At 63.5% G+C, this 17,254-nt stretch carries 17 protein-coding genes; 6 read left to right on the top strand and 11 right to left on the bottom strand.

Going from position 1 to position 17,254, the window contains the following annotated elements; translation table 11 throughout:
• Nucleotides 1-79 precede the first annotated feature (79 nt).
• The 6 genes from IC232_RS05905 to IC232_RS05880 form a co-directional block, all read right to left on the bottom strand.
• On the bottom strand, nt 80-1,207 hold the full coding sequence (locus tag IC232_RS05905; protein ID WP_190844005.1) for a branched-chain amino acid ABC transporter substrate-binding protein: 1,128 nt from the start codon (nt 1,205-1,207) through the stop codon (nt 80-82).
• A 127-nt stretch (nt 1,208-1,334) separates the two neighbouring features.
• Entirely contained in the window at nt 1,335-1,697 is a 363-nt protein-coding gene (locus IC232_RS05900) for a DUF6867 family protein (RefSeq protein ID WP_190844004.1), read from the bottom strand.
• Nucleotides 1,697-2,473, bottom strand: a complete 777-nt coding sequence (locus IC232_RS05895) for an ABC transporter ATP-binding protein (protein ID WP_409564866.1) — start codon at nt 2,471-2,473, stop codon at nt 1,697-1,699. The genes IC232_RS05900 and IC232_RS05895 overlap by 1 nt, the downstream gene beginning before the upstream one ends.
• Nucleotides 2,470-3,312, bottom strand: coding sequence for an ABC transporter ATP-binding protein (locus IC232_RS05890; RefSeq protein WP_190844003.1), 843 nt, complete (start codon nt 3,310-3,312; stop codon nt 2,470-2,472). Before IC232_RS05890 ends, IC232_RS05895 begins: the two co-directional genes overlap by 4 nt.
• Nucleotides 3,312-4,724 (bottom strand): high-affinity branched-chain amino acid ABC transporter permease LivM, encoded by a 1,413-nt coding sequence (livM, locus tag IC232_RS05885; protein WP_210335236.1) that lies wholly within the window; start codon nt 4,722-4,724, stop codon nt 3,312-3,314. Before livM ends, IC232_RS05890 begins: the two co-directional genes overlap by 1 nt.
• A 14-nt stretch (nt 4,725-4,738) precedes the next feature.
• Nucleotides 4,739-5,659 (bottom strand): branched-chain amino acid ABC transporter permease, encoded by a 921-nt coding sequence (locus IC232_RS05880; protein ID WP_190844002.1) that lies wholly within the window; start codon nt 5,657-5,659, stop codon nt 4,739-4,741.
• Nucleotides 5,660-5,957: 298 nt separating this feature from the next.
• Between IC232_RS05880 and IC232_RS05875 the strand changes: the two genes are divergently transcribed.
• On the top strand, nt 5,958-6,476 hold the full coding sequence (locus IC232_RS05875; RefSeq protein WP_210335235.1) for a flavin reductase family protein: 519 nt from the start codon (nt 5,958-5,960) through the stop codon (nt 6,474-6,476).
• 1,134 nt (nt 6,477-7,610) lie between these two features.
• The gene (locus IC232_RS05870) at nt 7,611-9,086 is read left to right on the top strand and encodes a sensor histidine kinase (RefSeq protein WP_190844001.1); all 1,476 of its coding nucleotides are present in this window, start codon (nt 7,611-7,613) and stop codon (nt 9,084-9,086) included.
• Between the two features lie 173 nt (nt 9,087-9,259).
• Here IC232_RS05870 and IC232_RS05865 read toward each other — a convergent pair whose 3' ends face one another.
• Nucleotides 9,260-10,108, bottom strand: coding sequence for a methionyl-tRNA formyltransferase (locus tag IC232_RS05865; protein ID WP_190844000.1), 849 nt, complete (start codon nt 10,106-10,108; stop codon nt 9,260-9,262).
• A 334-nt stretch (nt 10,109-10,442) separates the two neighbouring features.
• Between IC232_RS05865 and IC232_RS05860 the strand changes: the two genes are divergently transcribed.
• Nucleotides 10,443-10,712 carry an usg protein gene (locus IC232_RS05860; protein WP_190843999.1) on the top strand — a complete coding sequence of 90 codons (270 nt, stop codon included), beginning with the start codon at nt 10,443-10,445 and terminating at the stop codon, nt 10,710-10,712.
• A 70-nt stretch (nt 10,713-10,782) separates the two neighbouring features.
• Nucleotides 10,783-11,379, top strand: a complete 597-nt coding sequence (locus IC232_RS05855; protein ID WP_190843998.1) for an exopolysaccharide biosynthesis protein — start codon at nt 10,783-10,785, stop codon at nt 11,377-11,379.
• A gap of 45 nt (nt 11,380-11,424) precedes the next feature.
• On the opposite strand, the gene IC232_RS05850 is transcribed toward IC232_RS05855, so the two are convergent.
• From IC232_RS05850 to map, 3 genes are all read right to left on the bottom strand, one after another.
• Nucleotides 11,425-11,895 carry a PRC-barrel domain-containing protein gene (locus IC232_RS05850; RefSeq protein ID WP_190843997.1) on the bottom strand — a complete coding sequence of 157 codons (471 nt, stop codon included), beginning with the start codon at nt 11,893-11,895 and terminating at the stop codon, nt 11,425-11,427.
• Nucleotides 11,896-11,964: 69 nt separating this feature from the next.
• Entirely contained in the window at nt 11,965-12,648 is a 684-nt protein-coding gene (gene radC, locus IC232_RS05845; RefSeq protein WP_190843996.1) for a RadC family protein, read from the bottom strand.
• A gap of 104 nt (nt 12,649-12,752) precedes the next feature.
• Nucleotides 12,753-13,562, bottom strand: coding sequence for a type I methionyl aminopeptidase (gene map / locus IC232_RS05840; RefSeq protein WP_190843995.1), 810 nt, complete (start codon nt 13,560-13,562; stop codon nt 12,753-12,755).
• A gap of 244 nt (nt 13,563-13,806) precedes the next feature.
• Here map and IC232_RS05835 point away from each other — a divergent pair, with 244 nt between their 5' ends.
• Nucleotides 13,807-14,637 carry an FkbM family methyltransferase gene (locus IC232_RS05835; RefSeq protein WP_190843994.1) on the top strand — a complete coding sequence of 277 codons (831 nt, stop codon included), beginning with the start codon at nt 13,807-13,809 and terminating at the stop codon, nt 14,635-14,637.
• 158 nt (nt 14,638-14,795) lie between these two features.
• Here the strand turns inward: IC232_RS05835 and sfsA are convergent, their stop codons facing one another.
• Entirely contained in the window at nt 14,796-15,515 is a 720-nt protein-coding gene (gene sfsA, locus IC232_RS05830; RefSeq protein ID WP_190843993.1) for a DNA/RNA nuclease SfsA, read from the bottom strand.
• Between the two features lie 962 nt (nt 15,516-16,477).
• Here sfsA and IC232_RS05825 point away from each other — a divergent pair.
• Nucleotides 16,478-17,224 carry a competence/damage-inducible protein A gene (locus IC232_RS05825; RefSeq protein ID WP_190843992.1) on the top strand — a complete coding sequence of 249 codons (747 nt, stop codon included), beginning with the start codon at nt 16,478-16,480 and terminating at the stop codon, nt 17,222-17,224.
• Nucleotides 17,225-17,254 lie beyond the last annotated feature (30 nt).

The following is a 17,254-nucleotide window of genomic DNA, read 5'->3' as shown; positions in this document are numbered from 1 at the left end:
GAGAGAAGGGGGCATTCATAAGAAAACCCGCCCTGTTGCCAGGGCGGGTTTCCGATCGTTTGGCTTTTAGGCCGGTCGATTACATGCCGAGCTCGTTGCCGGAGTAGTCGATCTTGCCGTCGGCGCCCTTCTTCCAGACGTACATGATGTAGTCCGGACGGGTGATGTCGCCCTTCTTGTCGAAAGAGATGTCGCCGATGACGGTCTTGAACGGCTTGCCGGACTTCATGGCATCCGAGACCTTCTTGCCATCGGTGCCGCCAGCCTGCTTCGCAGCTTCGGCCAGGATCTGGGCCGCAGCGTAGGAGTACAGGGTGTAGGCTTCCGGCTCGAAGTTCTTGGCCTTGAACTTGGCCACGACGTCCTTCGCGTTCGGGTTCTTGCGCGGATCCGGCGAGAAGGTCATCAGGGTGCCTTCGGCGCCCGGGCCGGCGATCGAGGTGAACTCGGCCGACACGATGCCGTCGCCCGACATCATCGGGGCCTGGAGGCCCTGGTCGCGCATCTGGCGGATGATGAGGCCGGCTTCCGTGTGGAGGCCACCGAAGTAAACCACGTCCACGCCAGCCTGCTTCAGCTTCGACACGAGCGCGGAGTAGTCCTTCTCGCCCGGGTTCACGCCTTCATAGACGACTTCCTTCAGGCCCTTTGCGTTCATGGCCTTCTGGGTCTCGTCGGCAAGGCCCTTTCCGTACGGGGTCTTGTCGTGAACGACGGCAACCTTCTTGCCCTTGAACTTGTCGGCGAGGTAGCCGCCGGCAACGAGGCCCTGCTGGTCGTCACGACCGCAGGTGCGGAAGGTGTTCCACATGCCGCGCTCGGTGAACTGCGGGTTCGTCGAGGCCGGGGTGACCTGGACGATGCCGGCTTCCTCGTAGACCTGCGAGGCCGGGATCGACACGCCGGAGTTGAAGTGGCCGACGACGAACTTCACGCCTTCAGCGGCGAACTTGTTGGCCACCGACACGCCCTGCTTGGGGTCGGAGACGTCGTCGCCGACGACGATCTGCAGCTTCTGGCCATTGATGCCGCCAGCGGCATTGATGTCCTCGACAGCCTGCTCGACGCCGTTCTTCAGCTGGGCGCCGAAGGCCGCGTTCGGGCCGGTGATGGGGCCAGCAACGCCGATCTTGATCTGGGCGCTGGCAGCGCTGGAGAAGGCGAGGCCAAGACCAAGCGCCACGCCGGTCAACAGCAATTTCTTCATGAGGTCACTCCTCTGGGTGGTTTTATAGGCCCCTCTTCCTCGTGGGGCCGGTTTGGCGGGTTCTCCCCACCATCCGGGTAGCATCATGCTGGTTTTTCAGCGGATGTCACCTGGGAATCTTTTTAGCTTAGCCCTTGGTAGCAGAAGCCTTTTCCCGCCAGGAAAACGGCCCGGTGCGCTCGTAGAGCCAGCGGTACTGCGTGGTCATCATGCGGGCCCGGCGGTACTGGAAACCCAGGGCTCCGATGATCAGCAGCACGATCGTGTCGACCGCATAGTAGTGGATCGACAGCAGGGTTCCGCCGAACAGGGCGAAGTGGATGAACCGCACCGCCGCGCCCAGGATGAACAGGTAGAGGATCAGTGTCCAGAAGGGGCGCCAGGTGAGCGCAATGGCCCGGCCGGTCATCCACGCCGCCCAGCCGCCCATGATCACAGTGATGAGAAGGAAGAGCCAGAAGGACGGCTCTTCGTAGAGGATGCCCTGCATCAGTGATGTCCCCCTTCGAGATAGGCTGCCCTGACCTGCGGATCGTTGAGGAGATCCTTGCCGGTGCCGCTCATGGTGATGTTGCCCGTCACCATCACGTAGCCGCGATGGGCCAGCTTGAGGGCGTGGTAGGCGTTCTGCTCCACGAGGAAGACGGTCATGCCGTCCTTCTCGTTGAGCTCTTTGATGATCTCGAAGATCTGCTTCACGATCAGGGGGGCGAGGCCCAGGGAAGGCTCATCCAGGAGGAGGAGCTTCGGGCGGCTCATGAGCGCGCGAGCGATGGCCAGCATCTGCTGCTCGCCGCCCGACAGGGTGCCGCCGCGCTGCTGCAGGCGCTCCTTCAGGCGCGGGAACAGGGTGCAGACCCGCTCCAGATCCTGGTCGAAATGGGCGAGCCCGTTCATCGAGGCCCCCATCTGGAGGTTCTCGTAGACGGTCATGCGCGGGAAGATGCGCCGGCCCTCGGGGGACTGGGCGATCGACATGCGGGCGATCTCATGGGTGGGCATCTTGGTGATGTCCTGACCCGAATAGGTGATCGTGCCCTCGCGGCACCGCGGGTTGCCGAAGATCGTCATCATCAGCGTCGACTTGCCGGCGCCGTTGGCGCCGATCAGCGTGACGATCTCGCCCTCGTTGACGTCCATGTCCACGCCCTTGAGGGCGATGATGTTGCCGTAATAGGTCTTCACGCCGCGCACGCTGAGAAGCGGCTGGCGGGAAGCGGCAGCTTGGGGGCTCTGCATCGCGATGTTTGCTCCAGCGGTGCTCATGCGCCGATCTCCGCTTCGACCTTCTCGATCTCATCGTCGGCCACGCCGAGGTAGGCGGCGATGACCTTGGGATCGTTTCTCACTTCGGAGGGCGAGCCGTCCGAAATCTTGACGCCGTAATCCAGCACCACCACGTGGTCCGAGATCTCCATCACCACCGACATGTCGTGCTCGATCAGCAGGATGGAGGTGCCGTGATCCTTGCGGATCGACAGCAGGAGCTGGTTGAGCTCCAGGGACTCGCGCGGGTTGAGGCCGGCCGCCGGCTCGTCGAGGCAGAGCAGGAGCGGATCCGTGCACATGGCGCGGGCGATCTCCAGACGACGCTGATCGCCGTAGGGCAGGTCGCCGGCGGGTTCGTCGGCCCGGTGGATCAGACGGGTCTTCTCCAGCCAGAACTTGGCCTTCTCGATGGCCTCCTTCTCGGCCTTGCGATAGCCGCCGATGCCGAGGACGCCCATGAAGGTGAAGCCCGAGGCGATCATCAGCGGGTTGTGCTGGGCCACCAGCAGGTTCTCGAGCAGGGTCATGCCGGAGAACAGGCGGATGTTCTGGAAGGTACGGGCAACCTTGCCCTTCCAGTTGATGTCGAAGCCCGGCAGCCGCTCCAGCAGGAGGTGCGAGCCGTCGGGCTTGCGCAATGCCACCATGCCTTCCGTCGGCTTGTAGAAGCCGGTGATGCAGTTGAAGACCGTGGTCTTGCCCGCACCGTTGGGGCCGATGAGCGCCGTGATGTCGCCGCGCCCGGCCTTAAAGGAAAGGTCGTTGACGGCCACGAGGCCGCCGAAGCGCATCGTGAGATGCTGTACGTCGAGGATGGGATCCTGCAGCCAGCGCATTAGCCGTGTCCTTCCTTCACGAGCGAGCCGGAGATGGCCTTGCGCTCTTTCAAGATCACCGAGGGTTCACGTTCCGAAATCAGGCCGCGCGGGCGCCAGACCATCATGGCCACCATGCCCACGCCGAACAGCAGCAGGCGGTATTCGTTCGGGTCGAAGCCCGCACCGAAGATGGACTGGAGGAAGGTCAGGTTGCGCAGCACCTCGGGGCCGCCGACCAGCACGATGGCGGCAATCGCCACGCCGATCTGCGAGCCCATGCCGCCGAGCACCACGATGGCCAGGATGATCGCCGATTCCAGGAAGTTGAAGCTTTCCGGAGAGACGAAGCCCTGGCGGACCGCGAAGAACGAGCCGGCAAAGCCGCCGAACATGGCGCCGATGGAGAAGGCCGTGAGCTTCGTGTTGGTGGTGTTGATGCCGAGCGACCGGCAGGCGATCTCGTCCTCACGCAGGGCTTCCCAGGCGCGGCCGACGGGCAGCTTGCGCAGGCGCATGGTCACGAAGTTGGTGAGCAGAGCCAGCGCCAGGATGAGGTAATAGAGGAAGATCATCCGGTGCATGCCGTGGAACTCGAGCCCGAAGGTCGCAGCAAACCCGCCTTCTCCCGCCGTGAAGGGCAGGCCGAAGAAGGTCGCCCGCGGGATCGACGAGATGCCGGCGCCGCCGTTGGTCAGGTCCACCCAGTTGATGAGCACGAGGCGGATGATCTCACCGAAGGCGAGGGTCACGATCGCGAGATAGTCGCCCCGGAGGCGCAGCACCGGGAAGCCGAGGATCATGCCCCAGAAGGCTGCCAGGATGCCGGCCAGCGGCAGGCAGATCCAGAACGACAGGCCGAAGGTGGTCGAGAGCAGGGCGTAGGAATAGGCACCGACCGCGTAGAAGGCGACGTAGCCGAGATCGAGAAGGCCGGCGAGGCCCACCACGATGTTCAGTCCCCAGCCGAGCATCACGTAGGTGAGGATCAGGATGCCCAGATCCACCCAGTAGCGCGACTCGTTCAATCCGCCCTGGATCAGGTAGATCAGGATCGGAAAGGTCAGCGCCACGCCGAGGAAGAAGGGCACGCCGAAACGGGATGCCTTCTGGAAGGCGCTCGGCTCCGCGTGAACCAGTTCAGTGGCCTGGCGGGGGCTCGGGGTTGCCTTGGCGTAGTTCCGCGACGCCGTATAGGCATGCAGCACGAGGCGAAGCCCGAAAACGATGGCGCAGACGATCGCCACCAGTCCCCAGCGAGGCGTGAGGAACAGGTCGGCGCCGGATTGATCCGTCTTGTAGGACAGGATCGGGATCGAGAGACCCAGGGTGATCAGGGCCGTCTTGAGGGCGTCCTTAAGAGCGGCGCTGAAGTCGAAGCTTCGCGTCACGGCCTGGGTCTGAGCCGTGGTTGTGATGGCAGGAGCGGTCATGCTGTTTAAGCTCCTTAGACCTTCTCGACTTCAGGCCGTCCGAGAATGCCGGAGGGCATGAAGATCAACACGATGGCGAGGATCGAGAACGCGGCCACATCCTTGTACTCGATCGAGAAATAGGCAGACCAGAAGGTCTCGATGAGGCCGATGATCAGCCCGCCCAGAACGGCGCCCGGAAGCGAGCCGATGCCGCCCAGAACCGCCGCCGTGAAGGCCTTCACGCCCGGCACGAAGCCGTCGTTGAAGCTCACGACGCCATAATACAGCAGGTACATGGTGCCGGCGACCGACGCGAGGGCCGCGCCGATGACGAAGGTCAGCGAGATCGTCCGGTCGACGTTGATCCCGAGGAGCGCCGCCATCTTCCGGTCCTGCTCGCAGGCGCGCTGGGCGCGCCCGAGGGAGGTCTTCTGGACCAGGTACCAGAAGATCGTCAGCAGAACGGCCGTCACGACCATGATGATGATCTGCTTGTAGGAGAGGGCAACATTGTAGCCGCTTTCACCCTGGAACAGGACGACCACGTCCTGGACCATGGGAGGCGTGGGCTTGTTGCGCGCGCCCTGAGCGACCTGAACGAAGTTGGACAGGAAGATCGACACGCCGATGGCCGAGATCAGCGGTGCGAGGCGGAAGGAGCCGCGCAGGGGCCGGTAGGCGATCCGCTCGATGGCCCAGCCCCACAGGGAGGTGAGCACCATCGCGATCACCAGCACGATGAGCAGCGCCAGGGCGATGGAGGATATCCCGAGCCACGTAGTCAGGATCAGGAAGAAGATGAGCGAGATGAAAGCGGAGAGCATGAAGACGTCGCCGTGGGCGAAGTTCACCATGCCGATGATGCCGAAGACCATCGTGTAGCCGATGGCGATGAGGCCGTAGATCGACCCGAGAGTCAGCCCGTTGATGAGCTGCTGCACAAAGATTTCCATGTCCTACCCTTGCCCCTCTGGAACGGGGTCATTGTTGGGAAACGATGCAGGAAAGCACGATGCGTTAACATCGCCAAGCCTGACGTAAGGTGCGGGTGTCTCTAGCAAAACGATTTTCATTCCACAACGTACTGTTAAGATTCCTATCACGCTAAATGATGGAAATCGTGCCAGACCCTGACTGAATGTGCGGCACGGCGCCCGAATGGCGGCCGCTTCCCTTGCCGGGGCGGAGAGACCATATGGCTTTAACGGCCTTGTGCTCAGCCCAAAAGAGTGGAAGAGGCTTGCTTGGATCATGATCTTGAAGACACAAGCCTCTGTGCATTCCACCTCCGGCTCGGACGCCCTGCTCTTTCGCGAGGGCATGAGTCGGGTCGCCGGTGCCGTCCATGTGGTCACGACGGACGGCACTTCCGGGCGCGGAGGGTTCACGGCCACGGCCGTGACGCCCGTCACCGACAGCCCCGCCTCGCTCCTGGTCTGCGTCAACACGGGCTCCCGGTCGGCTCAGTGTCTGCTGTCGAACCGGGTCTTCTGCGTGAACACCCTCGCGGCGGCTGACGTAGAACTGGCGGACATCTTCGCCGGTCGCGCCGGCCTGCAGGGCCCGGAGCGTTTCAGCAGAGGGAACTGGGAGGCCCTGGAGACGGGATCCCCCGCCCTGACGACGAGCCTCGCTTCCTTCGACTGCCGGATCAGCGATGCCAGGGTGGTGGCCACCCACCACGTGATCATCGGCGAGATCATCGGCATCAGGCTAGGCGAGCAGAGGCCGCCCCTCGTCTATCAGGGACGGCACTATCACGAGCTTTGAGCCCTCTGGGGCAATGGAAAAAGGCCTCCCCACCCGCCGTTGCCGGCAACTGAGGAGGCCTCCCGGTCCCGAAGGCTCCAGGAGCCCTCACGGCTTCAATGATCTGACCAGGATGCGGTTTCAGCCTCGCAGGAAACTTCGGTGAGAAGGCGCGATGACCAAAAAAGAGGGCCTGCCTGCCGGGATTAAGCGGAGCGGCCCTGAGTTCTGAAGGGCTGTAGGTGAACAGTACCTCCATAGGGGTAACCCTAAAGAGGTGTGCGTGGTTCGCCGCTGCACCAGAAAATCTGGGAATATTTAAAGGTAAGCCCCTCACGGGGGGAGCGTGAAGGGCTTTGAGGGTCTCGAAGACCTGGGGGCACTTGGCCTTCGTGGAGAGGCAATGCCCTTACGGAAGCTTGGTTCCGGGTAATTTCCGTCATCAGGCAGGCTGGTTGTCCGATCATGAAGGATGGGCCCAGAACCCGATGCCTTCAAAGCTCAGATCAAGCCTGTGCAGATCTCGCGGCATCCCTTGAACCAGAGCCCCCGGAGCTTATGTCCCTTTGTCACATCGCAACCAAGATCCGCAGGGCCGTGAGCAAGGGATGTTGAGCACCTGGAACACATCCCATCTTGCTGCGGCCAAAACACCCTGCAGGCGGGCACTTGGAATGGCACCTCCATGAGCGAGGGGCTTTTGGAAGGGCAATCGCCCCCGCTCCCCACGCCCGATGACCTCAGAGTTCCTGCGGACTCCGGTGCTGCTTCCTGGCTGCAGGGCAGGGGCGAGATGTGCAGGCGCATCCGGGCTCATGATTGGGCGGCAACCGCGCTTGGTCCTCTGCCGTCATGGCCCCAGTGCCTTCGCACCATTGCCGATCTAATGCTCAACTCCCCGCAACCGGTCTTCGTCCTCTGGGGACCCGATCTCACGCTTCTCTACAACGACAGCCCGGGACACTCCTCGGCCCAAGGCATCCCGCAGCGCTCGGCAAGCCTTTCCGCGAGGTGTGGCCCGAGACCTGGGACCGGCAGCGAACGATCATCGAATCGACCTTGTCGGGGAAGGCGCAGGATGACGCCGAAAATCCGGCTTCGCCGACCGGGCAGCTGGGCTCGTCGATTGGGGGGCTCACATTCGCTTGGATGCCCGTGAGGGATGAAACGGGCAAGGTCGCGGGGTTCTACTGCGCGGGAAACGAAGCGACCAGTCGCGCGCCGATGGAGGAGCGGCTCAGGCAGGTGAAGCAAGCGGCTCGAATCGGCAGCTTCGAATTCGATCGCATAACGGGCAAAGCCATCGCGTCACCTGAGTATCTGGAGCTGTATGGACTGCCGGGTGATCGTTCCGACAGCTTCTCGTATGAGCAATGGTTCAGCCTCGTGCATCCCGAGGATCGATCATGGATCGAGGCCGAAACGCACAGAGCGGTCACCGACCCCGCCTGTGACCAGATCGAATACGATTTTCGGATCATCCGCGCCGATACCGGTGAGATGCGGTGGGTCACGGCGCGCACCAAGCTGATCCGGGACCCGGAGGGACGCTTCATCCGCTCCCTTGGCGCTCAGTGGGATATCACCGCCGCTAAGGGGGCCGAGGCGGCTCTGCGCGAAAGCGAGGAACGCTATCGCTCGTTCATTGCTCATAGTTCCGAGGGCATCTGGCTCCTGGAGTTCGTGCCCCCGCTCGACACGACGTTGCCCGTGGCGGATCAGCTCGAGCTGGCCTACCGCAACGGCCGCTTCGTGGACTGCAACGACGCCATGGCGCGCATGTATGGGCTTGACCGGGCCGAGGACCTGATCGGCAAAACTCTGGATTTCCCGCTGCCATCATCCGACCCCGAGGCCAGAGCCTATCTGACCGGAATCGTTCATTCCGCTTACAGCGTCAGCGGCGTTGAATCCGTCGAGCAGGATGCTGCTGGCAGTTTCAAGTATTTCGACAACAGCATGATCCCGGTCATCGAGGATGGGCAGCTGAAGCGGCTCTGGGCGATCCAGCGCGACATCACCGAGCGCAAAAGGGCCGAGGAGCAGCGCACGCTCCTGATCAACGAGCTGAATCACCGGGTGAAGAACACCCTGGCCACGGTGCAGTCGATCGCTTCTCAGACCCTGCGCAATGCCACGACGATGCCCGAGGCCAAGGAGGCTTTCGAGGGCCGCCTGATGGCCCTGGCGCGCGCCCACGACGTTTTGACGACGGAGAACTGGGAAGGGGCTGAGCTCAGGAACATCGTGGCTCAAGCCGTGGCGCCCTACAGGTCGCTCAGTGAGGATCGGCTGACGATCGAAGGCCCCGAGGTTCGCCTGTCGCCCCGCATCGCCTTGGCCCTGTCCATGGCGCTCCAAGAACTGACCACGAATGCCGTAAAGCATGGCGCCCTGTCGAATGCGACCGGAAAGGTCGATATCGCCTGGGACGTTTCACGAGCGGAGCCCGGCAGCCGGCTTCACCTGCGATGGCAGGAGAGCGGCGGACCGCCGGTCCAGCCGCCGACACGGCAGGGCTTCGGCTCCCGGCTCATCGAACGCAGCCTCGCACGCGAGCTCAATGGCGACGTCCAGATCACATTCCACCCCGACGGGGTCCTGTGCACCGTGGATGCCCCGCTGGCATAGCGCGTTTGCTATACGACCCTAAGCCTGTGGCCGGATTGGAACCATACACCGGAAAGACCCTTGACCAGCACGTGGTTTTTCAAAGGTGATCCGATGTTCAAGCTTCTTCGCAATCTTTTCGTCCTCCGTCAGGCCTGGAAGATGATCAAGCGCCGGCGCTAAACGTCGGCCGTCTACCCTTGTCTCGCGGGCCCCGGCGCGTAGGGGCTCCATCCGCTGATCTGCACGAAGCCATCGCGGACGGCGACCACCATCTGTTTGCGATGGCGATGGACGAGGGTGCCGGGCCGGTAACGGTGCGGCTCCTCCCAACCCGAGGCCTCCCACACGTAGACGTAGCGGGAATCGATCTGGGCAAAGGCTTCGATGGACCCGAAGGCGCGGATGGTGCGCAGCGCGTACTGCACACCGCCGTTCCAGGAGACGGTTCTCTGCGCCTGGGTGACACGGGGCCAATAGGTTCCCGGACCCTGTGGCTTGGCCTCAGTCCAGAGACGGGGCAGGTCTGAGGCCACGTCCGCCGCAAGCTCCTTTGCGGCGATCTGGCATTTGGACAGCAGGGTGTCGTGAGATTCCCCGCCGCTTAAGGTAAAGCGCTTCTGCGCCACGATGGCGCCGGTGTCGAAGGCAGGCTCCAGGGCGTGGACCGTCATGCCCCACTCGGACAATCCGTCGAGGATCGCCTGGAAGAGCGGATATGGCCCTCGGCCCAAAGGCAGGGGTGAGGGGTGGAAGTTGACGGCATAGGGGATGTGCTGCTCCCAGCCGGTGATCAGCCACGGATAGCCTGCGACCACCAGGGCTTCGCAGCCCATGGCCTTGAGCCCGGCGAGATCGGCCGGGAGAATGCGTGACATCTGCACCGGCAGGCGCAACGAGCGGGCGCGGGACAGGGTCACATCGTTGAAGTCGTAGATGCTGTCGCACGGGCGGCTGAAGAGTTTGACGGGCTCCAAGCCTCTGGCGAGGAGCGCCTCGAAAACATCCCCCAGAAAATCGATTCCCGCGAAGGCGAAGCGCATTCCCGGTGATCTCCTTCCCCAATGCTTCCGTTCAGGCTCTGGCCCGAGCACTCAACGCAAGATCGCGTGGATGTGCAAGCCCGTTTGCGCATCGTGCGGACCCGAAGGGCCACGTTTGTGAAAAGTGGCTCCGGTTTTCCGCGTCGAACGATGCGTTTAGAGGAATGCGCATCGGATGGATCCCAAAAGTGCCTTCCACTTTTGGGTCCGATGCGCTTGCGGGAACCGAGAAACGCACTCAAGATTTAGCCTTGAGCATAGGGCAGGAGACCGCCTGCGCTTTCCGGGTGGATTCCTGTCGCAAAGGCTCGTTCGGGCTTGAGAAGGAGTTCGCATGGTCTCAAAAGATTTCATTCGCCAGATGGAAGGCTACGGGCTGACGACCGCCAAGATCCTGTACCGCATGCCGGATCACCCGTCCTTCCTTCAAACTTACGTCTGGCAGGAATATGATCTGGCTCCCCGGTTTCCCGTGCTCATCGACTTCCTCGATTTCTGGAAGCGGGAACTCGCAGGGCCGCTGCACTCCGTCACCGTTACCCATTCGCAACTGATCCGTCCCGCCGAGTTCCGGGCAGTCGAGGGAGAGATCAACATTCATTGATACGCCTTGGCCCCGGACCTTAAGTCAGGTAGAGAGGCGCCCTGAGCATCCCCGAACCTGTCAGGGCTCCTTGTTTTCCAACGCGCGCACGTCCCAAATTCTGCTCGCCCTCGCGTCCCAGCCGGGCGAGCGCCTTACCGTGCGCGAGATCATGGCCGTGCTCCAGGACAGGGCCTTCGCGCTGCTGATCGTTCTTCTGGGCCTGCCCAACTGCCTTCCCATGCCGCCGCCGATTCCCCTGGTCTGCGGCCTGCTGCTGGCGCTCGTCGCCGTTCAGATCGTTTTCGGACGCGAGGCGCCCTGGCTTCCGCGTCAGCTCCTGAATCGCTCCATGGCCCGCAGCGACGTGGAGCGGGCCGTCGGGCGTGCGGTCCCGGTGTTTCGCCGGCTCGAACGCATTTCCCGCCCCCGCATGACATTCCTGGACACGCCCTTCGCCATGCGCCTCATGGGCGCGGTCATCCTGATCCTGTCGGTGGGGCTTCTTTTTGCGCCCCCGTTCGTGGGGCAGATCCCGCTGGGCCTTGCTGTTTGCCTCGTCGGCCTGGGGCTCGTGGAGCGGGATGGCTTCGTCGTGGTGGGCGGGCTCCTGATCGGCTCCATCGGCCTGACCCTGAGCCTCGGCTTCGTCTACGCGATCTTCACCGGGATCGACACGCTGATCTGAAAGGGCCTGCGGCCACCCGGAGGGCGGCCGCAGGATCGGAATTGCTTAGTCGTCTTCCTCGAACTCGGGAGCCGACTTGAGCTGATCGAGAGGCATGTTCACGACGATCCGCATGTCGTCACTGCTGCGGGTCGTGGTCGAACCCGTCTGTCCGGAGCCCTGAACGGAGCCGGTGGTCGCCGCGTCCGCGGCATTCATCTGGACTGCGCTCAGGGGCAGGGCCACGGTGCGGTCGCCAAGGCCCGCATCCACCTCGACGACAACGGCGACAACCTTGCCGCTGCGGTCGAGCACCAGATCTTCGATGTCGCCGATGTCCTTGTTGTCGGCGCCGACCACGTCTTCATCCATGATCTTGGAGGCAAGCATCTGGCCGGCCTCAAGGCGCGTCATGAAGTTCACGCCTGCGGGAGCCGTGGCGCCGGAGGAGGGCTGGGCGGGGGTGGACTGGGCCATGGCGGCCGGGGCCAGGAGGGTGGAGCCGAGCAGGCCGGCCGTCAGCAGAAGCTTTTTCATCATCATCTCCCATGAGCGTTGTTCGTGGTGGTGTAACGCTGTCGGGAGGGGTTGGTTCTGTGGCCAAGCTCAGATCAGGCGCAGTCCCTTGAGGCTGGCATGGCCCTCGCGGCCCACGATGATGTGGTCGTGAACGGTGATGCCTAAGGGCTTCGCCACCTCGATGATCTCGCGGGTCATCGTGACGTCGGCGGAGGACGGGGTTGGGTCTCCCGAGGGGTGGTTGTGCACGAGGATCAGGGCTGACGCCGAGAGTTCGAGGGCGCGCTTGACCACCTCGCGCGGATAAACCGGCGTGTGGTCGACCGTGCCCGATTGCTGCACCTCGTCGGCGATGAGCGCGTTGCGCTTGTCGAGGAAAAGCAGGCGGAACTGCTCCTTGTCCATGAGCGCCATGGCGGTGCGGCAATAATCGATGACGGAGGTCCAGGAGGACAGGACGGGGCGCTTCGCCACCTCGCCCTTGGCGAGCCGGCGGGCGGAGGCCTCCACAATCTTCAGATCCGTGACCACGCTCTCGCCGATCCCGTCCACTTCCATGAGCCGGGCAGGGGCGGCGGCCAGCACCTCGGCGAAGGAGCCGAAGCGCTTGAGCAGCTCCTTGGCGACGGGCTTCACGTCCCGGCGCGGGATCGAGCGGAAGAGCACGAGTTCCAAAAGCTCGTAATCCGGCACCGCATCGCCGCCCACCTCCATGAAGCGGGCGCGCAACCGGTCGCGATGGCCGTGATAATGGGGACGGTCGTCGCTCACGCCGGCTGTCGCTGCGTGCCCTCAAGAGACTTCGGCAGGTTTCCGAAGCATCATTGTTACCTTGTAGGCCAGAAGCGATGCGGCAGGCTAGTGTCGAGCTATCTTTAAGACGGCTTGTCCAGACCCTTCGGCGAGTAAGTGAAGACCTCCGCGCCTGTCTCGGTCACGCCCACCATATGCTCGAACTGGGCCGAGAGGGAGCGGTCGCGGGTCACGGCGGTCCAGCCGTCGGCCAGGACCTTCACCTGCGGCCGCCCGAGATTGATCATGGGCTCGATGGTGAAGAACATGCCGGCCTTCAGCTCCACGTTGTAGGCCGGCTCCACATAGTGGAGGATCGTGGGCGAGTCGTGGAAGACCTTGCCGATGCCGTGGCCGCAGAAGTCGCGCACCACGGAGCAGCGCTCGGCTTCCGCATAGGACTGGATCGCCGCGCCGATGTCGTTGGTGGTGGCGCCCGGCTTGACCACCGCGATGCCGCGCAGGAGGCACTCATAGGTGATTTCGCAGAGCCGCTGCGCCCGGCGCGGCACCTCGCCCACATAGTACATGCGGCTCGAATCCCCGTGCCATCCGTCGAGGATCAGGGTCACGTCGACATTCATGATGTCCCCGTCGCGCAGGGGCTTGTCGTTGGGGATGCCGTGGCAGACCACGTGGTTGATCGAGGTGCAGATCGTCTTGGTGTAGCCGCGGTAGTGCAGGCAGGCCGGCAAGGCGCCATGCTGGCGGATGAAGTCGAAGGCCAGCTTGTCCAGGAACTCGGTCGTGACGCCGGGCTTCACGTGCTCCGAGAGCATGTCCAGGCACTCGGCCACCATGCGGCCGGCGCGGCGCATTCCTTCGAAGTCCGCAGGGCCGTGGAGCGGGATCTCGGGCGCGCGCCTGCGCTCCACAACATCGGTCTCGGTCATTCTCAATCCTTGATCTGCTGCCCGGAATGTAAGGATCGCCACGCGCGAAGCAAGCTAAAGCATCGGATCCAAAAGTGGATTTGCACTTTTGGGATCCGTCCGATGCTTCTCCGTGAACGAGCGCATGCGCGGCCCAGAATGGGCCGCGCATGCGCTAATGTCCCCGTGCCCCGCTTGCGATTGGCGCGTGAGGGTGTCATGAGCAACCCTGTTCATCCAGTTCGCGGCTTTGGATTTCTCGGTAATGAATGATGCCCGCCCCTTCGGGGACTTTGCGCCTTCAGGTCTCACCCGCTGGGTGATTGACCGCACGCGCGGGTTGCCCGAAGGCTGGGCGGGCCGCAGGCTCGCCCTGATGCTGCGTCATCTGGCCATGAAGATGCTCAAAGGTCCGCCGCTCGACCTCGAGACCTTCGGCGTCAGGATGCGGCTTTACCCATACAAAAACGTCTGTGAGCGCCGGCTCCTGTTCACGCCGCAATATTTCGATGCCGATGAGCTCAAGATCCTGGCTTCGCGCATCAAGGACGGCTTCACCTTCATCGATGTGGGCTCGAATGTGGGCTGGTATGCCCTGTTCCTGGCGCGCGAGGCCGGCACCGCCGTCTCCACCCGCATCCTGGCCGTGGAGCCGCAGCCGGAGATTTTCGACCGGCTGATCTACAACATCCGCCAGAACCCCGCCTGCACCATCAAGGCCGTCGATTGCGCCGTGGCGGACAAGACGGGCGAACTCACCCTGTTCCTCGACCCACACAACCGGGGCGAGGCCAGCCTCAAGATCGTGAACTCGAGCCAGACGGATGCGATCCGCGTCCCGGCCGTGACCCTGCTCGATCTCCTGAGCCGGGAGGGCCTCACCCGCGTCGACGCCATCAAGCTCGATGTGGAGGGGGCAGAGGACCTGGTCCTCGGGCCGTTCTTCCGGGACGCGCCAGCCTCGCTTTACCCGGCCATCTTCATCGTGGCGAACGTGCCGGAGCGCTGGCAGGCCGATGTGATCGGGCTCCTCAAGGGCAAGGGCTACCGGCCGATTCTCGAAACCAAGATGAACCTGGTTTTCGAGCGAGTCTGAACCCGCTCGCTCTCGCTCACTGTCATTCCGGGGCGGCGCAGCCGAGCCCGGAATCCATAAACACGTCGCTGTTCGTCAGAGCACTGCAGCTTCAGTTCCTCATTCTGCAACGTAGTGGTTATGGATCCCCGCCTTCGCGGGGCTGACAGCGGGGCGCGTTACCGCGGCGTCACGATCTCCACCGGCCGGTCGATGGTCACCTCCTGCGGGGTGATGCGGCAGACATAGGCGTAGGATTCCACCCCCGCCGCGAGGGCGTGCCGGAAGGCCTTGTCATAGGCCGGGTCGATGTCGCGGGCGACGTCGAAGCGCTCGGCATCCATCTGGATGACGTAGACGAGGGCGGCCCTCGCTCCTTGCGCCTTCATGTCGGCCAGCTCGTAGAGGTGCTTGGCGCTGCGGGCGGCGACGCAATCCGGGAACTCGGCAAAGCCCGCCTCCCGCATGAGGTGGCAGTTCTTGACCTCCAGGTAGCAGGGCGGCTCGCCGTCCTTCTCCAGCAGGAAATCCACCCGGCTGTTCTTGCCGTACTTCACCTCGGGCCGCACCCGATCATAGCGGGCAAACGGCGCGAGCCGCCCCTCCCGCAGGGCCTCGGCCACCAGCAGGTTGGGCCGGGAGGTGTTGATCCCGATGAGCTGGAGCGGCCCGCCGCCGGCCGACACCTCCACAAACTCCCAGTTGTACTTGAGCTTGCGGTTGGGGTTCGCGGCCCGAGACAAATAAACCCGGCTGCCGGGCTCTTTGAGGCCCATCATGGCCCCCGGGTTGGCGCAATGGGCGGTGACCATCTCGCCCGTGTCGAGCTCCACGTCCGCCAGAAATCGCTTGTAACGCTCGATGAGACGACCCTCGAGCAGGGTTTCCTGAAAACGCATCCAAAACCAACATTCGGCTGTAAAAACCTCTGGTAGCAGGGGAGAGGACCGGTGTTCAACCCATGCCGCCTGGTGTCATCCCCGGTGAGCCGCAGGCGAGGGAAGGGGATCTACTCACACGCTCAGCGCTATGGACTCCCTTCCCCTCCGCTGCGCTCCGGCCGGGAATGACACGCCCGTCCTGCTACCCTCCACGTCATCCCCGGACTTGTTCCGGGGATCCACGTCTTCGTGGCGCTTGCAGACGTGGATGGCCAGGATGAGCCCGGCCATGACGGCGCGGGAATGACACGCGCTGTCATTCCGGGGCCGCGCAGCGGAGCCCGGAATCCATAAACACAACGTCTCAATAAAGGACGAGCGGCGTTGCGCCTCCTTCCACAACGTTAGCGGTTATGGATTCCGGGCTCGCCTTCGGCGCCCCGGAATGACAGGGGTGGTAAGGCGTCTGTTCCTATTTTGTTCTTGACAATTGCTCTAAGCTCGGCTATATCGTTGTGTAGACCTGCTCCTGTCGAGGCGCGCGCTCGCGAGGCGTCGCAGTGTGGGAGCAGGCACGGTCCTGTGGTGCAGCCTCGCAAGCGGCACCGACAGGAGGCCCACGCTGTGTGCCGGTGGTCGGAATCGGTTCAAGGCCCCCGCCGAGCAGGCGGACCCCGCCTGAGGCGGTCACCGGGCTGGCACCGTGTGAACGCCTAAAGAAGCCGTGCGCGAAGAGACAGTTCGGCTCTTCCCTTTCACCATCCATCATCGAGCCGGGCTGCCATTCGCGCCACCCTCGATCAACCTTCAGGCTCGCAGCTCACGCTGCGAGCCTGAAGGTGCTGGCTCTTTGACAGCCGAAGAACCGCCCGTCAGCATGCCGTCACGGGGCGCCCAGGAAAGACCCTGGGGGTGAACTCTTGCCTGCGCTTGAGAATTGCCGCTTGTAAGGCTAAACGCCCACAAAAGGATCGCTGCGCATGGCCGTCTCCGTTACAGCCGCCCTTCTCATCATCGGCGATGAGATCCTCACGGGCCGTACCAAGGACAAGAACATCGGCTATATCGCCGAGTACCTGACCGGGATCGGCGTGGACCTGCGCGAGGTTCGCGTCGTGCCGGACGTGGAGGAGGAGATCGTGGCGGCGGTCAATGCGCTCCGCAGCCGCTACACCTACCTCTTCACCACCGGCGGCATCGGCCCCACCCACGACGACATCACGGCCGACTGCATCGCCAAGGCCTTCGGCGTCGGGATCGACCATGATCCCAGAGCCGTCGCGATGCTGCGGGAGCGCTACACCCCCGAAGAGCTCAATGAAGCCCGGATGCGCATGGCCCGGATCCCCGATGGGGCCAGCCTGATCGAGAACCCGATTTCCAAGGCGCCGGGCTTCCGCATCGGCAATGTCTTCGTCATGGCGGGCGTGCCGTCGATCATGCAGGCGATGCTCGACAACATCGCCCCGGCCCTGGAGACAGGCGCGCGCATGATCATCGAGACCATCGAGGCGGAAGGGCTGGCCGAGGGCATCTATGCCGATGGCTTGAGCCAGATCGCCTCGTCGTTCCCGAGCGTCTCGATCGGGTCGTATCCGTCGTTTTCCAACAGCGGCTTCCGCAACCAGATCGTCGTGCGGGGCAAGGAGCCTGAGACAGTCGCTCAGGCGGCCGCTGCCGTGCGCGATCATCTCGGACGCCTGAAGGGCGACCAAGCCCCCCTTTAAGAGTTACCTCGCCACCACCGTCACAAAGAG

The sequence above is a fragment of the Microvirga sp. genome, from assembly GCF_014699075.1.
Classification (GTDB): Bacteria; Pseudomonadota; Alphaproteobacteria; order Rhizobiales; family Beijerinckiaceae; genus Microvirga.
This window is presented reverse-complemented; position numbering and strand designations above follow the sequence as displayed.

Coding starts and splice junctions, on each gene's coding strand:
- IC232_RS05905 (WP_190844005.1), bottom strand. CDS start 1,207: ATGAAGAAATTGCTGTTGACCGGCGTGGCGCTTGGTCTTGGCCTCGCC.
- IC232_RS05900 (WP_190844004.1), bottom strand. CDS start 1,697: ATGCAGGGCATCCTCTACGAAGAGCCGTCCTTCTGGCTCTTCCTTCTC.
- IC232_RS05895 (WP_409564866.1), bottom strand. CDS start 2,473: ATGAGCACCGCTGGAGCAAACATCGCGATGCAGAGCCCCCAAGCTGCC.
- IC232_RS05890 (WP_190844003.1), bottom strand. CDS start 3,312: ATGCGCTGGCTGCAGGATCCCATCCTCGACGTACAGCATCTCACGATG.
- livM (WP_210335236.1), bottom strand. CDS start 4,724: ATGACCGCTCCTGCCATCACAACCACGGCTCAGACCCAGGCCGTGACG.
- IC232_RS05880 (WP_190844002.1), bottom strand. CDS start 5,659: ATGGAAATCTTTGTGCAGCAGCTCATCAACGGGCTGACTCTCGGGTCG.
- IC232_RS05875 (WP_210335235.1), top strand. CDS start 5,958: ATGATCTTGAAGACACAAGCCTCTGTGCATTCCACCTCCGGCTCGGAC.
- IC232_RS05865 (WP_190844000.1), bottom strand. CDS start 10,108: ATGCGCTTCGCCTTCGCGGGAATCGATTTTCTGGGGGATGTTTTCGAG.
- IC232_RS05860 (WP_190843999.1), top strand. CDS start 10,443: ATGGTCTCAAAAGATTTCATTCGCCAGATGGAAGGCTACGGGCTGACG.
- IC232_RS05850 (WP_190843997.1), bottom strand. CDS start 11,895: ATGAAAAAGCTTCTGCTGACGGCCGGCCTGCTCGGCTCCACCCTCCTG.
- map (WP_190843995.1), bottom strand. CDS start 13,562: ATGACCGAGACCGATGTTGTGGAGCGCAGGCGCGCGCCCGAGATCCCG.
- IC232_RS05835 (WP_190843994.1), top strand. CDS start 13,807: ATGAATGATGCCCGCCCCTTCGGGGACTTTGCGCCTTCAGGTCTCACC.
- sfsA (WP_190843993.1), bottom strand. CDS start 15,515: ATGCGTTTTCAGGAAACCCTGCTCGAGGGTCGTCTCATCGAGCGTTAC.
- IC232_RS05825 (WP_190843992.1), top strand. CDS start 16,478: ATGGCCGTCTCCGTTACAGCCGCCCTTCTCATCATCGGCGATGAGATC.